The organism is Streptomyces sp. NPDC004051, from assembly GCF_053604275.1.
On the sequence record NZ_JBSGHG010000069.1, the window covers coordinates 1 to 15,292 of the forward strand.

The following is a 15,292-nucleotide window of genomic DNA, read 5'->3' on the forward strand; positions in this document are numbered from 1 at the left end:
CGAGCCGACGTGCTCTTCGCGATGCTCCGCGACGGCACCTTCTACGAACCCCAACCCGCCCCCACGGGTTGACGAAACCCATAGGGGCACCCCCCGCCGTCCGGCGCCGCGCCCGCCCGCCCTCTCCTCCCTCCTTCTTCCCTTCCCCTTCTCCCTGTGCCCACCCTTGGCGTGCGGCTTCCTGTCAGTACCGGGCCGTAAGGTCTGTGGACATGGAGACGAGCACCGAGGGCACGGGACGGCCCGACAGCATGCCGGTCGTGACGGCGGAACCGCCGGTGGTGGCCGGGGCCCCGCCCGGGGCGGCCGCCGCGCCGCCCGCCTCCCTGTCCCCGTCGCGTGCCAGTGACTTCATGCAGTGTCCGCTGCTGTACCGGTTCCGGGTCATCGACCGCCTGCCGGAGAAGCCGAGCGAGGCGGCGACCCGGGGCACGCTGGTGCACGCGGTGCTGGAGCGCCTCTTCGACGCCCCGGCCGCCGAGCGCACGGCGCCGAGGGCGAAGGAGCTGGTCCCGGGCCAGTGGGACCGGTTGCGGGAGTCGAGGCCGGAGGTCGTGGAGCTGTTCGCCGAGGACCCGGAGGGCGAGCGGCTGGCACGCTGGCTGGCGGAGGCGGAGCTGCTGGTCGAGCGCTGGTTCACCCTGGAGGATCCGAGCCGGCTGGAGCCCGCCGAGCGGGAGCTGTTCGTCGAGGCCGAGCTGGATTCCGGGCTGAGGCTGCGCGGCATCATCGACCGGGTGGATGTGGCGCCCACCGGCGAGGTGCGGCTCGTCGACTACAAGACGGGCAAGGCGCCCCGGCCGGAGTACGCGGAGAGCGCGCTGTTCCAGATGAAGTTCTACGCCCTGGTGGTGTGGCGACTGAAGCAGGTGATCCCGCGTCGGCTGCAGCTCGTGTACCTGGGCAGCGGTGATGTGCTGACGTACGACCCGGTCCGCGCCGATCTGGAGCGCGTGGAGCGCAAGCTGCTGGCCCTGTGGGAGGCGATCCGGCTGGCCACGGAGACGGGTGACTGGCGGCCGCGCCCCACCAAGCTGTGCGGCTGGTGCGACCACCAGGCGCACTGCCCGGAGTTCGGCGGCACTCCCCCGCCGTATCCGCTGCCGGTGCGGGCGTCCGGGCCGGCGCCGGCCGGTGTGCCCCGGAGGCAGGAGGGACAGGGCGCGCAGGGCACAATGGGGGCGGACTAGCGAAGGAGAGTCACGTGGCCATCCGCGTCCTACTGGTCGACGACCAGCCCCTGCTGCGTACGGGCTTCCGGATGATCCTGGAGGCCGAGCAGGACATCGCGGTCGTCGGTGAGGCCGGAGACGGCCTCCAGGCCCAGGACCAGGTGAGGGCGCTGCAGCCCGATGTGGTGCTGATGGACATCCGCATGCCGCGGATGGACGGGGTGGAGGCCACCCGGCAGATCACCGGCCCGGAGCGGGACGGCCCGGCCAAGGTGCTGGTGCTCACGACGTTCGACCTCGACGAGTACGTGGTGGAGGCGCTGCGGGCTGGTGCCAGCGGCTTCCTGCTGAAGGACGCCCCGGCCAACGAACTGGTGCAGGCGATCCGGGTGGTGGCCGCCGGTGAGGCGATGCTGGCCCCGAGCATCACCCGTCGGCTGCTGGACAAGTACGCCACGCATCTGCCGTCCGGTGACGAGCCGGTGCCGGACACGCTGCACACCCTGACCGACCGTGAGGTCGAGGTGCTGAAGCTGGTGGCGCGGGGGCTGTCCAACGCTGAGATCGCCGCGGACCTGTTCGTCAGCGAGACGACCGTGAAGACGCACGTCGGGCACGTCCTGACGAAGTTGGGGCTGCGTGACCGGGTACAGGCCGCGGTGTACGCGTACGAGAGCGGTCTGGTGCGCCCCGGGGCGCAGTAGGCTCCCGCTCCGGTCCGCGCACCGGCTCCGGTCCGCCACAACACCGAGGGCGCCTTCGACTTCCGCGAGACGGGAAGTCGAAGGCGCCCTCGGTGTTGTGCGCGCCCCTCCGGGGCGGCGCGGCGTCAGTCGCTCACGCCTCGTCCCAGCTCCCACAGCTGGAGCGTGGAGGAGGAGTTGAGCATGTAGGCGGTGCCGGTGATGTCGTCACGTGCGGCGCTGTACTGCTTGCCCTGCCACAGGGGCAGCACGGGCACGTCATCCGCGATGATGTCCTGGATGTCGTTCAGGCTGCCGGCCGCGGCGAGCCGGTCGGCCTGGCGGCGGGACTCCGGGATGAGCTCCTTGCGGATCTTGCTGTTGGCGTACGGCGAGTTGAGGAAGTTGTCCTCGTCCAGGAACGGGGCCAGGAAGTTGTCGGCGTCCGGGTAGTCGGGGAACCAACCCATGCCGTAGACGTCGAACTTGCCCTTCTGTCCGTCCGGACGGAAGGTCTCCCAGGCCGCGCCCTTGATGTCGGTCTCGAAGAGGCCGCTGTCGTTGAGCTGCTTGCTGAGCTGCTCGAACTCCTCCTTGGTGGCGGGACCGTAGTGGTCGGTCGTGTAGTGCAGCGTCATCTTCACCGGGGTGGTGACACCGGCCTTCTCCAGCAGCTGGCGGGCCTTGGAGACGTCGGGGTCGCCGTACTTGTTGAAGAACGCGTTGGAGTGGCCGGTGACGGTCGCGGGAACCAGCGAGTACAGCGGCTCGGCCTGGGAGCCGTAGACCTTGGCGACCAGTTCGCTGCGGTTGATGATCTGGGCCATGGCCTGGCGGACGGCCTTGGTCTCCACGCTGGGGGCCTTGGTGTTGAAGACCAGGTAGCGGATCTCCAGACCCGGCGACTCGACGAGGTCGATGGCGTCATCGTTGGCGTTGCCGAGCTCCCGGATCTGCTCCGGCGACATGCTGCGGGACATGACGTCGACGTCACCGTCCTCGAGCGCCTGGCCCATGGCCTCGGAGCTCTCGAAGCTGCGCATCTCGACCTTGTCGTTGGCCACTTCCAGGGACCCCTTGTAGGAGGGGTTCTTGGTGTAGGTGGCACGGACCAGTTCGCCGTCCTCGACCTCGGTCTCGATGGTGTACGGACCGGAGCCGTCGACCTCGAACCCTTCGCGCAGCTTGCCCTTGTCGTACTTCTTCTCACTGAGGATGCCCGCGACCGGGGTCGACAGCTTGTAGGGGAAGGTGGCGTCGGCCGACGTGAGGTGGAAGATCACCTCACGGTCGCCCTTGGTCTCGACGGTGTCGATCGTGGACAGCAGCGCGAACACACCACTGTCGGACTGGATCGAGAGGGCGCGCTCGATGGAGAACTTCACATCGGCGGCGGTGAGGGGCGAGCCGTCCGAGAACTTCAGGCCCTCGCGCAGGGTGCAGCTGTAGCGCTCGTTGCCGGTGTCGGTGAAGCCGCAGCTCTCCGCGGCCTCCGGCACCGGCTCACCGTCGCCACGCGGCTGGGTCAGCAGGGTCTGCACCGTCTGGCGCAGGATGTTCCAGGTGCCGACGTCGTAGGCGTACGCGGGGTCGACCGGAGCGGGCTCTTCATCCGAGAAGGTGAACCGGTCCGTGGTGCCGACGACGATCGCGTCGCCGCCACCGCTCCCACCACCGGTGCCGCCACAGCCGGCGAGTACCGGCGTGAGCAGGCCGATCGCGGCCGCCAGCACCAAAGTCTTGCGGTTCATGCTCGAGTTTCTCCAGAGCTGTCGACTCCGTGTATGCGGCATACGGGTTGTTACTGCCGGCCACGGGGATGGGGGCGATGTTCTCGCGATGAGGTTAGTCCGCGCCCGCAGGGAGGGTCGCGGCGACCGGAGTTGAGCCTCCATCACGGAGTGGAGCCGGGTGTGAACGCACCGGCGAACGTGGACGGAGCAGGATTGGGGCAGCGTTCCACCAATCGGGACACAAGGGAACGCGGACACTCCCGGAAATGACGCGGAGACCACATACCGGCCCCCCTGTCGACCCCCCATGGGGTGGTGAACATCACACCGAAACCGGGCCGGGCGGTACCGGAATTCACCAGCCGGTAGCGCTCCGAATTCCCTCGGACACACAAACCGCCGACCAGAAGGCGGGCCCCGGGGAATTCCGGTACCGCAGGCCGCTCCACACTGGGTGAACCCCTAGCGCATTTCCGTCATCAGCCCGCGCAGAAAAGTCAGATCGACCGTTTCCAACGACGGTACGACGGTCCGCCGGTCGGCCGGCGTGATGGGGGCCACGGAGGGCACCGCCACGACGTGACATCCCGCGGCCTCGGCGGCGGCCACGCCGGTCGCCGTGTCCTCGACGACGGCGCACCGCACGGGGTCCACGCCGAGACCGAGGGCGGCGGTCAGGTACGGGTCGGGGTGGGGCTTGGTGCGCGGGACCTCGTCGCCGGCGACCGACAGCGCGAAGTGGTGGGCGCCCAGCGAGGTCAGTACGCGGTCGATGATGCGCCGGTGCGAGGCGGAGACCAGGGCTGTGGGGACGCCGTGCTCGGACAGCTCGGCGAGCAGCCGGGCGGCTCCGGGCATCAGCGGCAGGGTGCTGGAGATGCGGTCCTCGAAGCCGTCGTTGAGCAGTACCGTCAGTTCGGCCAGGGGGATGTCGGCCCCGGTCGCCTCGATGAGGAAGCCCGCGCTGCGGGTCATGGGGCCGCCGACCACGACATGACGCCACGAGTCGTCGAGGGTGTGGCCGAGGGAGGCGAACACCTCGACCTCGACGTCCCACCAGAAGCCCTCGGTGTCGACCAGGGTGCCGTCCATGTCCAGGAGCACGGCCTGCAGGGGGGAGCCTGCGGCCGGGGCGGCGCCGAGGCTCTGGGAGAGAGTGCCGAGCGCGGTAACCGGAACCGTACTGGTCATCCACGTACCTCCTTCAAGGGACGAACAGGCCGGTTCCCACAAGGGGAACCGGCCTGCGGTGGACCGACCAGTGTACGTCGTGCGCGACGCGGCTGCTCCTCACGTCCTCCACGCGTCCACGTCCTCCACGCGCCCGGGCGAACCGCCGGACGGGGTCAGCGGGCGTTGAAGTACTTGGCCTCCGGGTGGTGGATCACGATGGCGTCCGTGGACTGCTCGGGGTGCAGCTGGAACTCCTCGGACAGGTGGACGCCGATGCGCTCCGGCTGGAGCATCTCCGCGATCTTGGCACGGTCCTCCAGGTCGGGGCAGGCGCCGTAGCCGAGGGAGAAGCGGGCACCCCGGTACTTCAGGGCGAACATGTCCTCCATCGCGGCCGGGTCCTCACCGGAGAACCCGAGCTCGGAGCGGACCCGCGCGTGCCAGTACTCGGCGAGCGCCTCGGCCAGCTGCACGGACAGCCCGTGCAGCTCGAGGTAGTCGCGGTAGGCGTTGGCCTGGAACATCCGCGCGGTCTCCTCGCCGATGCGGGAGCCGACGGTGACGACCTGGAAGCCGACGACATCCGTCTGTCCGGACTCCTCCGGACGGAAGAAGTCGGCCAGGCACAGGCGCCGGCCGCGACGCTGGCGCGGGAAGGTGAAGCGGGTGCGTTCGTTGCCCGCCTCGTCCAGGACGATCAGGTCGTCGTCCTTGGAGACGCACGGGAAGTAGCCGTACACGACGGCCGCCTCCAGCAGGTTGTCCGTCTGGAGCCGGTCCAGCAGGCCGCGCAGCCTGGGCCGGCCCTCGGTCTCCACCAGCTCCTGGTAGGTCGGTCCGTCGCCCGTGCGGGCCTGCTTCAGGCCCCACTGGCCCTTGAACAGGGCGCCCTCGTCGAGCCAGCTCGCGTACTCCTTGAGCTGGATGCCCTTGATCACCCGGGTGCCCCAGAACGGCGGGGTGGGGACCGGGTTGTCGGTGGCGACGTCCGAGCGGACATGCCCGGCCTCGGGGCGCTCGTCGATCTCCACGGTGGCCGCGCGGACCCGGCGCTGCCGCAGCTCGGGGAGCTTGGCGCCGGGCACGCCGCGCTTGATGCCGATGAGGGCGTCCATCAGGCGCAGGCCCTCGAAGGCGTCGCGGGCGTAGCGGACCTCGCCCTGGTAGATCTCGTGCAGGTCCTGCTCGACGTAGGCGCGGGTCAGGGCGGCGCCGCCCAGGATGACCGGGTAGTCGGCGGCCAGGCCGCGCTGGTTGAGCTCCTCCAGGTTCTCCTTCATGATCACCGTGGACTTCACCAGCAGCCCGGACATGCCGATGACGTCGGCCTTGTGCTCGTCGGCGGCGTCCAGGATCGCGGAGACCGGCTGCTTGATGCCCAGGTTGACGACGTTGTAGCCGTTGTTCGACAGGATGATGTCGACCAGGTTCTTGCCGATGTCGTGCACGTCGCCGCGGACCGTGGCCAGCACGATGGTGCCCTTGCCCAGGTCCTCGCCGTCCTCGACCTTCTCCATGTGCGGTTCGAGGTGGGCGACGGCCGCCTTCATCACCTCGGCGGACTGGAGCACGAACGGCAGCTGCATCTGGCCCGAGCCGAACAGCTCGCCGACCACCTTCATGCCGTCCAGCAGGGTCTCGTTGACGATGTCGAGGGCCTTGCGGGTCTCGAGCGCCTGGTCGAGGTCGGTCTCCAGACCGTTGCGCTCGCCGTCGATGATCCGCCGCTTGAGCCGCTCGTCCAGGGGCAGCGAGGCCAGTTCCTCGGCCTTGTCGGCCTTCAGGGACTTGGCGGTGGCGCCCTCGAAGAGCTGCATCAGCTTCTGCAGCGGGTCGTAGCCCTCGCGGCGCCGGTCGTGGATCAGGTCGAGGGCGGTGGTGACCTCCTCCTCGCTGAAGCGGGCGAGCGGCAGGATCTTCGACGCGTGCACGATCGCCGAGTCCAGGCCCGCCTTGACGCATTCGTCGAGGAAGACGGAGTTGAGCAGGATGCGGGCGGCCGGGTTGAGGCCGAAGGAGATGTTCGACAGCCCCAGGGTGGTCTGCACCCTGGGGTGGCGCCGCTTCAGCTCGCGGATGCCCTCGATGGTGGCGCTGCCGTCCTTGCGGGACTCCTCCTGGCCGGTACAGATGGTGAAGGTGAGGCAGTCGATGAGGATGTCCTCCTCGCGGATGCCCCAGTTGCCGGTCAGGTCGGCGATGAGCCGCTCGGCGATCTCGACCTTCTTCTCGGCGGTGCGGGCCTGGCCCACCTCGTCGATGGTCAGCGCGATCAGCGCGGCACCGTGCTCCTTGGCCAGCTGCGCGACGCGCGCGAAGCGGGACTCGGGGCCGTCACCGTCCTCGTAGTTGACCGAGTTGATGACCGCCCGGCCGCCGAGCTTCTCCAGACCGGCCTGGATGACGGGGACCTCGGTGGAGTCCAGCACGATCGGCAGGGTGGAGGCGGTGGCGAGCCGGCCGGCCAGTTCCTTCATGTCGGCGACGCCGTCGCGGCCCACGTAGTCCACGCACAGGTCCAGCATGTGCGCGCCCTCGCGGATCTGCTCCCGGGCCATCTCCACGCAGTTGTCCCAGCGGCCCTCGAGCATCGCCTCGCGGAACTTCTTCGACCCGTTGGCGTTGGTCCGCTCGCCGATCGCCAGGTAGGAGGTGTCCTGACGGAAGGGAACGGTCTGGTAGAGGGAGGCCGCACCGGGTTCCGGGCGCGGGTCGCGCTCCGCCGGGGCGAGGTCGTGCACGCGCTCCACGAGCTGTCGCAGGTGCTCGGGCGTCGTTCCGCAGCAGCCGCCGACCAGGGACAGGCCGTAGTCGCGGACGAAGTTCTCCTGGGCGTCCGCCAGCTCCTCGGGGGACAGCGGGTACCGCGCACCGTCCTTGGTGAGTTCCGGCAGACCGGCGTTCGGCATGCACAGCAGCGGGATGCGGGAGTGGCGGGCCAGGTAGCGCAGGTGCTCGCTCATCTCGGCCGGGCCGGTCGCGCAGTTCAGGCCGACCATGTCGATGCCCAGCGGTTCCAGCGCGGTGAGCGCGGCGCCGATCTCGGAGCCCAGCAGCATGGTGCCGGTCGTCTCCACCGTGACCGACACGATCAGCGGGACCTCGTGGCCGGCGGTCTCCATCGCCCGCCGGGCGGCGATGACGGAGGCCTTGGTCTGCAGCAGGTCCTGGGTCGTCTCCACCAGCAGCGCGTCCGCGCCGCCCGCGAGCAGGCCCTCGGCGTTCTGCTGGTAGGCGTCCCGGATGGCGGTGAAGGTGGTGTGGCCGAGGGTGGGCAGCTTGGTGCCGGGACCCATCGAGCCCAGCACCCAGCGGGGGCGGCCGTCCCGCGCCGCGAACTCGTCCGCCGCCTCGCGGGCGATGCGCGCACCCGCCTCGGAGAGTTCGACGACGCGGTCCGCGATGTCGTACTCGCCCAGGGCGGTGAGGTTGGCGCCGAAGGTGTTGGTCTCGACGCAGTCGACACCGGCGTCGAAGTACGCGGAGTGGACCGAACGGACGATGTCCGGGCGGGTCAGGTTCAGGATCTCGTTGCAGCCCTCGAGGTCCTCGAAGTCCTCGAGCGTGGGGTCGTGTGCCTGGAGCATGGTGCCCATCGCTCCGTCGGCGACCACCACTCGGGTGGCGAGCGCCTCTCGGAGAGCGGACACACGGGTCCGGCTGTCGGCGGAAGGGGTCAGCGGCAACGAGGCCATGTACGGGGCTCCCTCAGATGCGACGGCTGTCGGCTTTGCCTGTCCGAAGAGCACCCTCGTGGTGCTCCCGGGCAGAGGCACGCCGCCAGCGTATCGGGGACCGCGCCCCGATGCTCGGCGCGTCCACTGGTCGGACGAAGATGGCCGGGACCCGTACGTGCGCACGCGGGTGGCGCGACGGATGGCGGCGGACCATTGGCGGGAGATCGGCATCGAGCGGTAATGTTCGGCAATGCCGAACAGCGGCGGCGACCGCGCGCGACGGTCGAAGGGGACGGAGGCAGTACGGCGATGGCACGGAACATCCAGTCGCTCGAACGGGCGGCGGCGATGCTGCGCCTGCTGGCGGGCGGCGAGCGGCGGCTCGGCCTGTCGGCCATCGCCTCGTCCCTGGGCCTCGCCAAGGGCACCGCCCACGGCATCCTGCGCACCCTCCAGCACGAGGGCTTCGTCGAGCAGGACGACACCTCCGGGCGCTACCAGCTGGGCGCCGAGCTGCTGCGTCTGGGCACCACCTACCTCGACGTGCACGAGCTGCGGGCACGCGCCCTGGTCTGGACCGACGACCTGGCCCGCTCCAGCGGCGAGAGCGTCTACCTCGGCGTGCTGCACCAGCAGGGCGTACTGATCGTGCACCACGTGTTCCGCCCCGACGACAGCCGGCAGGTCCTGGAGATAGGGGCCATGCAGCCGCTGCACTCCACGGCCCTGGGCAAGGTGCTGTCGGCCTACGACCCGGTGGCGCACAGCGAGGCCCTGGAGGCCGACCGCAAGGCGTTCACCGACCGCACGGTGTGCGAGGCGGACGCCTTCGAGCACGTCCTCGACCTCACCCGCGCGCGGGGGTACGCGGCGGACGTCGAGGAGACCTGGGAGGGCGTGGCCTCGATCGCGGCCCCCGTCCACGACCGGCGGCGGATGCCGGTCGGCGCGGTCGGCGTCACGGGCGCGGTGGAGCGGTTGCGGCAGGACGGCGAGCTGCGTCCGGAGCTGATCGCGGCGGTGCGGGACTGCGCCCGCGCGGTGTCGCGGGACCTGGGCGCCCGGCGGTTCTGAGCGGGCCGGGCAGCGGGCGCGGGCGGACGGACACAAGACACACCCCGAAGAGCGGGCCGGGGCGCCGTACGGCGTCCCGGCCGCCGCCGTGCCCGGAGGCCGGCCGGACCGGTCGGCCCCGACAGAACAGGCGGGTCCCGCGGCCCCCGCGGCCCCGCGGCGAAGATCGACGACTCGGCGTGACCGGCGCGATCGGTAACGATCGCGCTTTCGGCAACCAGACCCTTGACGTGTGTGCGCGGCGGAGAAAGACTCCCGTCCATCGGTCGGCATTGTCGAACGGCTACCGGCAATACGCGTTAGAGTGTGACAACGCCAAGGACCGACATCGCTCTCACCCCTGAGGGCGCCGCTCCCCGGCGGGACCCGGGGGCCGGCTTCCCTGGACGAAGGACAAAGGAGTCGCGGGTGTCCAGCTCCGACATCTTCATCGGCGAGACCCTCGGTACCGCCGTACTCATCCTGCTCGGCGGCGGCGTCTGCGCCGCCGTGACGCTGAAGGCCTCGAAGGCCCGTAACGCCGGCTGGCTCGCCATCGCCTTCGGGTGGGGCTTCGCCGTCATGACGGCGGTGTACATCGCGGGGCCGCTCTCCGGCGCCCACCTCAACCCGGCCGTGACCCTGGCCCTCGCCGTCAAGGACGGCGAGTGGAGCAACGTCCCGGTCTACTTCGCCGGAGAGTTCCTCGGCGCGATGATCGGCGCGGCACTGGTCTGGGTGACGTACTACGGACAGTTCCAGGCCCACCTGACCGACCAGGAGATCGTCGGCGGCCCGGGCGCGCAGGACACCGCGGCCAAGGCAGTGGAGGCACAGGAGAAGGGCGCCGGCCCCGTGCTCGGCATCTTCTCCACCGGTCCGGAGATCCGGAACCCGGTGCAGAACCTCGCCACGGAGATCATCGGCACCATGGTGCTGCTGCTCGCCGTGCTCACCCAGGGCCTGAACGCCGAGGGCAACGGTCTCGGGGTGCTGGGCGGTCTCATCACGGCGCTCGTGGTGGTCGCCATCGGCCTGTCCCTCGGCGGCCCGACCGGCTACGCGATCAACCCGGCCCGTGACCTCGGCCCGCGCGTCGTGCACGCCCTGCTGCCGCTGCCCAACAAGGGCGGATCCGACTGGTCCTACGCCTGGGTTCCGGTCGTCGGTCCGCTGATCGGCGGCGCCCTCGCGGCAGGCTTCTACAACATCGTCCTCGCCTGACGGCGACCCCGCTGCCGCGCGACCCCGCGTCTTGTGGAAGCGCCGTACCCACCGCCCCGTAACCAAGGAACCTCCAGGAGCACCCAGTGACCGACGACCAGACCGCCGGCATCGCCTCCCACGGCCACGGCCCGTTCATCGCCGCCATCGACCAGGGCACGACCTCCTCCCGCTGCATCGTCTTCGACCGCGACGGCCGCATCGTCTCCGTCGACCAGAAGGAACACGAGCAGATCTTCCCCAAGCCGGGCTGGGTCGAACACGACGCCACCGAGATCTGGACCAACGTCCAGGAGGTCGTCGCGGGCGCCGTCGAGAAGGCCGGCATCACCCGGGACGACATCAAGGCCATCGGCATCACCAACCAGCGCGAGACCACCGTCCTGTGGGACAGGAACACCGGTGAGCCCGTCCACAACGCCATCGTCTGGCAGGACACCCGCACCGACGCCCTGTGCCGCGAACTCGGCCGCAACGTCGGCCAGGACCGCTTCCGCCGCGAGACCGGTCTCCCCCTCGCCTCCTACTTCGCCGGCCCCAAGGCCCGCTGGCTGCTCGACAACGTCGAGGGGCTCAAGGAGCGCGCCGAGGCGGGCGACATCCTCTTCGGCACCATGGACACCTGGGTCATCTGGAACCTGACCGGTGGTACGGACGGCGGCCACCACGTCACCGACGTCACCAACGCGTCCCGCACGATGCTGATGAACCTGCACACCATGCAGTGGGACGAGCGGATCGCCGAGTCCATCGGCGTCCCGACGGCGATGCTGCCCGAGATCCGCTCCTCCTCCGAGGTCTACGGCGAGATCAAGGGCGGCAGCCTGGGCGAGCTGCTCGGCGGCATCCCGGTCGCCTCCGCGCTCGGCGACCAGCAGGCCGCCCTGTTCGGCCAGACCTGTTTCGCCGAGGGCGAGACCAAGTCGACGTACGGCACCGGCACCTTCATGGTGATGAACACCGGTGACAAGATCATCAACTCCTACAGCGGCCTGCTGACCACCGTCGGCTACCAGATCGGCGGCCAGAAGCCGGTCTACGCCCTGGAGGGCTCCATCGCGGTCACCGGTGCGCTGGTGCAGTGGATGCGCGACCAGATGGGCCTGATCTCCACCGCCGCCGAGATCGAGACGCTCGCGCTCTCGGTCGAGGACAACGGCGGCGCCTACTTCGTACCGGCCTTCTCCGGTCTGTTCGCCCCCTACTGGCGCTCCGACGCCCGCGGTGTGATCGCCGGCCTGACCCGGTACGTCACCAAGGCACACCTCGCGCGCGCCGTCCTGGAGGCCACCGCCTGGCAGACCCGGGAGATCGCCGACGCCATGACGAAGGACTCCGGCGTCGAGCTGACCGCCCTCAAGGTCGACGGCGGCATGACCTCCAACAACCTGCTGATGCAGACCCTCTCGGACTTCCTGGACGCGCCCGTGGTGCGTCCCATGGTCGCCGAGACCACCTGCCTCGGCGCCGCCTACGCCGCCGGCCTCGCCGTCGGCTTCTGGAACAGCACCGACGACCTGCGCGCCAACTGGCGGCGGGCCGCCGAGTGGACCCCCCGCATGGACGCGGAAACCCGCGACCGTGAGTACAAGAGCTGGCTCAAGGCCGTCGAGCGGACCATGGGCTGGCTCGGCGACGAAGACTGACACAGCCCGACGAGGAGCAAGAACCCGACATGACCACTCAGTCCACCCTGCAGTCCGTGCCTGCCCTGGGGACGCGCCCGGCCTCCTGCTCGAACCCGAGCCGGGCCGAGACCCGGGAGCGGCTCGCCAAGGCGTCGTACGACCTTCTCGTGATCGGCGGCGGCATCCTGGGCATCTCCACCGCCTGGCACGCCGCGCAGTCCGGCCTCAGGGTGGCACTGGTGGACGCCGGCGACTTCGCCGGCGCCACCTCCTCCGCCTCCTCCAAGCTCCTCCACGGCGGTCTGCGCTACCTGCAGACCGGCGCGGTGAAGCTGGTGGCGGAGAACCACTTCGAGCGCCGTGCGGTCTCCCGCCAGGTGGCCCCCCACCTGGCGAACCCGCTCACGTTCTACCTCCCGGTGTACAAGGGCGGGCCGCACGGCGCGGCGAAGCTGGGGGCCGGCGTCCTCGCGTACTCGGCGCTCTCGGCCTTCGGCGACGGCGTCGGCCACCTGCTCTCCCCCGCCAGGGCCGTCCGGGACGTGCCGGAGCTGCGCACCGACAACCTCAAGGCCGTGGCCGTGTACGGCGACGACCAGATGAACGACGCGCGGATGGCGCTGATGACGGTCCGCGCGGCGGCCGAGTCGGGCGCGGTCGTCCTCAACCACGCCGAGGTGACCGGTCTGCGGTTCACCCGGGGCCGGGTGACCGGCGCCGAGCTGCGCGACCGGCTGTCGGGCGAGGAGTTCGGCGTCGACGCCCGCCTCGTGCTGAACGCGACCGGGCCGTGGGTCGACCACCTGCGCCGGATGGAGGACCCGAACGCGGCCCCGTCCGTCCGGCTGTCGAAGGGCGCGCACCTGGTCCTGAAGCGGACCTCCCCGTGGCGGGCCGCCCTGGCCACGCCGATCGACAAGTACCGCATCACCTTCGCCCTCCCCTGGGAGGACATGCTGCTGCTCGGCACGACCGACGAGGAGTTCGAGGGCGACCCGGCGGACGTCGCGGTCACCGAGAAGGACACCGCCCAGATACTCGACGAGGCCGCTTTCTCCCTCCGCGACCAGCAGCTGGACCGCGATCTGATCACGTACTCGTTCGCGGGTCTGAGGGTGCTTCCGGGCGGTCCCGGGGGCACGTCGAAGGCCAAGCGGGAGACGGTCGTCAGCGAGGGCCGCGGCGGGATGCTGTCCGTCGCGGGCGGCAAGTGGACCACCTTCCGGCACATCGGCCGTACGGTGATGCGCAAGCTCCAGGAGCTGCCGGGCCACCCGCTGGGCGACGACTTCGAGCCGGTCGCGTCGCTGCCGAGGAAGCTGCCGCTGCCCGGTGTGGCCAACCCGCGCGCGGTCGCCCACCGGCTGCTGGTCGACCACCCGGCGCCCGGCCCGCGGATGGCGGCGGACACCGCCCGGCACCTGGCGACCCACTACGGCTCGCTGGCCTTCGACATCGCCCGGCTGGCCAACGACGACCCGCGGCTGGCCCGGCGTGTCCACCCGGACGCACCGGAGATCTGGGCGCAGGTCGTCTGGGCCCGGGACCACGAGTGGGCCGAGACGACGGACGACGTGCTCCGCCGCCGCACGACCCTGACCATCCGGGGGCTGGCCACCGACGAGGTCCGCGCCGGGGTCCAGGACCTGCTCGACAAGAAGTAAGGACAGGGGCACCGGCTCTCCCCGCCACGGGAGCCGGTGCCGGGAAGGGGCGGCACCGGGCCGCTCGCGCCCCGGACGGCTCCGGCCGCCGCGGGGTGTTTCCGGGCGCTTCCCGGGGCAGTGTTCGGTCGTTCTCCCTGCGAGGGGGCTGCGTACCTCCGCCTGGCACGCCGTAAGGTTGGTGCGTACGCGAGGACACGTCGGAAGGAGGCGCTGGGTGATCGAGCTCGAGGGGGTTCCCGAGCTGATCGACCCGGTCATGGTGGCCGCGTTCGAAGGCTGGAACGACGCCGGCGACGCCGCCTCCACCGCGGTCGCGCATCTGGACAGGGAGTGGAAGGGCGAGGTGTTCGCGGCGCTGGACGCCGAGGACTACTACGACTTCCAGGTGAACCGGCCCACGGTGTTCATGGACGGCGGGGTCCGCAAGGTCACCTGGCCGACGACCCGGCTGTCGGTGGTCCGGATCGGCGGCGACAAGCCGCGCGACCTGGTGCTGGTCCGCGGTATCGAACCGTCCATGCGCTGGCGCTCGTTCTGCAACGAACTGCTGGGATTCGCCCATGAACTCGGGGTGGAGATGGTGGTCGTCCTGGGCGCCCTGCTCGGTGACACCCCGCACACCCGTCCGGTCCCGATCAGCGGGACCACGTCCGATCCGGACCTGGCCCGCCGTATGGATCTGGAGGAGACCAGGTACGAGGGCCCCACGGGGATCGTCGGCATCCTCCAGGAGGCGTGCACGCACGCCGGTGTCCCCGCGGTCTCGCTGTGGGCGGCGGTCCCGCACTACGTGTCGCAGCCGCCCAACCCGAAGGCGACGCTGGCCCTCCTGAACCGGCTCGAGGACCTGATCGACGTGCGCATCCCGCTGGGCGAACTGTCCGAGGACGCGCGCGCCTGGCAGGTGGGGGTGGATCAACTGGCCGCCGAGGACAGCGAGGTCGCCGAGTACGTCCAGTCGCTGGAGGAGGCCCGGGACACCGCCGAGCTGCCGGAGGCGTCGGGCGAGGCGATCGCCCGCGAGTTCGAGCGCTATCTGCGCCGCCGTGACGGTGGGTCCGGCCCGCCGCAGCCCGGCGGGCACGCCACGGCCGACGGCGCGGACGGCCCGTCGTTCCGGCGGGAGGGTCCGGGCGGCCGGCCCCGCCCGCCGAAGCCGGACGCGGACGGCCAGGAGTCGTCGGAGGACTGACAGGCGCGAACGGAACTCCGGCCCTCGGCGACCGCGGGGGCGCCCACGATGTCGCCGCCGGCCTGGAAGCGCCACTTGGGCGTGCCGGTG

General features: G+C 70.7%; 10 protein-coding genes. 7 read left to right on the forward strand and 3 right to left on the reverse strand.

Features of this window, described 5'->3' with window-relative positions:
• Nucleotides 1-212 precede the first annotated feature (212 nt).
• Together ACWEQO_RS34140 and ACWEQO_RS34145 are read left to right on the forward strand one after the other, a co-directional pair.
• Nucleotides 213-1,190 carry a RecB family exonuclease gene (locus ACWEQO_RS34140; protein ID WP_452986410.1) on the forward strand — a complete coding sequence of 326 codons (978 nt, stop codon included), beginning with the start codon at nucleotides 213-215 and terminating at the stop codon, nucleotides 1,188-1,190.
• Nucleotides 1,191-1,204: 14 nt separating this feature from the next.
• Nucleotides 1,205-1,876 (forward strand): response regulator, encoded by a 672-nt coding sequence (locus tag ACWEQO_RS34145; protein ID WP_055597029.1) that lies wholly within the window; start codon nucleotides 1,205-1,207, stop codon nucleotides 1,874-1,876.
• Nucleotides 1,877-2,001: 125 nt separating this feature from the next.
• Here ACWEQO_RS34145 and ACWEQO_RS34150 read toward each other — a convergent pair whose 3' ends face one another.
• The 3 genes from ACWEQO_RS34150 to metH all read right to left on the reverse strand — a co-directional run bounded on the left by ACWEQO_RS34150 (nucleotide 2,002) and on the right by metH (nucleotide 8,456).
• Nucleotides 2,002-3,606, reverse strand: a complete 1,605-nt coding sequence (locus tag ACWEQO_RS34150; protein WP_361462874.1) for an ABC transporter substrate-binding protein — start codon at nucleotides 3,604-3,606, stop codon at nucleotides 2,002-2,004.
• 444 nt (nucleotides 3,607-4,050) lie between these two features.
• Nucleotides 4,051-4,779, reverse strand: coding sequence for an HAD family hydrolase (locus ACWEQO_RS34155; RefSeq protein ID WP_452986411.1), 729 nt, complete (start codon nucleotides 4,777-4,779; stop codon nucleotides 4,051-4,053).
• Between the two features lie 155 nt (nucleotides 4,780-4,934).
• Entirely contained in the window at nucleotides 4,935-8,456 is a 3,522-nt protein-coding gene (metH, locus tag ACWEQO_RS34160; protein WP_452986412.1) for a methionine synthase, read from the reverse strand.
• A gap of 291 nt (nucleotides 8,457-8,747) precedes the next feature.
• Here metH and ACWEQO_RS34165 point away from each other — a divergent pair, with 291 nt between their 5' ends.
• The 5 genes from ACWEQO_RS34165 to ACWEQO_RS34185 all read left to right on the forward strand — a co-directional run bounded on the left by ACWEQO_RS34165 (nucleotide 8,748) and on the right by ACWEQO_RS34185 (nucleotide 15,202).
• A complete protein-coding gene (locus ACWEQO_RS34165; protein WP_452986413.1) occupies nucleotides 8,748-9,512 on the forward strand; it encodes an IclR family transcriptional regulator in 765 nt (254 codons plus the stop codon).
• Between the two features lie 408 nt (nucleotides 9,513-9,920).
• Nucleotides 9,921-10,715 carry an MIP/aquaporin family protein gene (locus tag ACWEQO_RS34170; protein WP_361462864.1) on the forward strand — a complete coding sequence of 265 codons (795 nt, stop codon included), beginning with the start codon at nucleotides 9,921-9,923 and terminating at the stop codon, nucleotides 10,713-10,715.
• A gap of 110 nt (nucleotides 10,716-10,825) precedes the next feature.
• Nucleotides 10,826-12,361 (forward strand): glycerol kinase GlpK, encoded by a 1,536-nt coding sequence (gene glpK / locus ACWEQO_RS34175; protein WP_452986416.1) that lies wholly within the window; start codon nucleotides 10,826-10,828, stop codon nucleotides 12,359-12,361.
• Between the two features lie 29 nt (nucleotides 12,362-12,390).
• Nucleotides 12,391-14,007 carry an FAD-dependent oxidoreductase gene (locus ACWEQO_RS34180; protein ID WP_452986414.1) on the forward strand — a complete coding sequence of 539 codons (1,617 nt, stop codon included), beginning with the start codon at nucleotides 12,391-12,393 and terminating at the stop codon, nucleotides 14,005-14,007.
• A gap of 217 nt (nucleotides 14,008-14,224) precedes the next feature.
• Nucleotides 14,225-15,202, forward strand: a complete 978-nt coding sequence (locus tag ACWEQO_RS34185) for a PAC2 family protein (RefSeq protein ID WP_452986415.1) — start codon at nucleotides 14,225-14,227, stop codon at nucleotides 15,200-15,202.
• The last annotated feature ends 90 nt before the right edge of the window (nucleotides 15,203-15,292 follow it).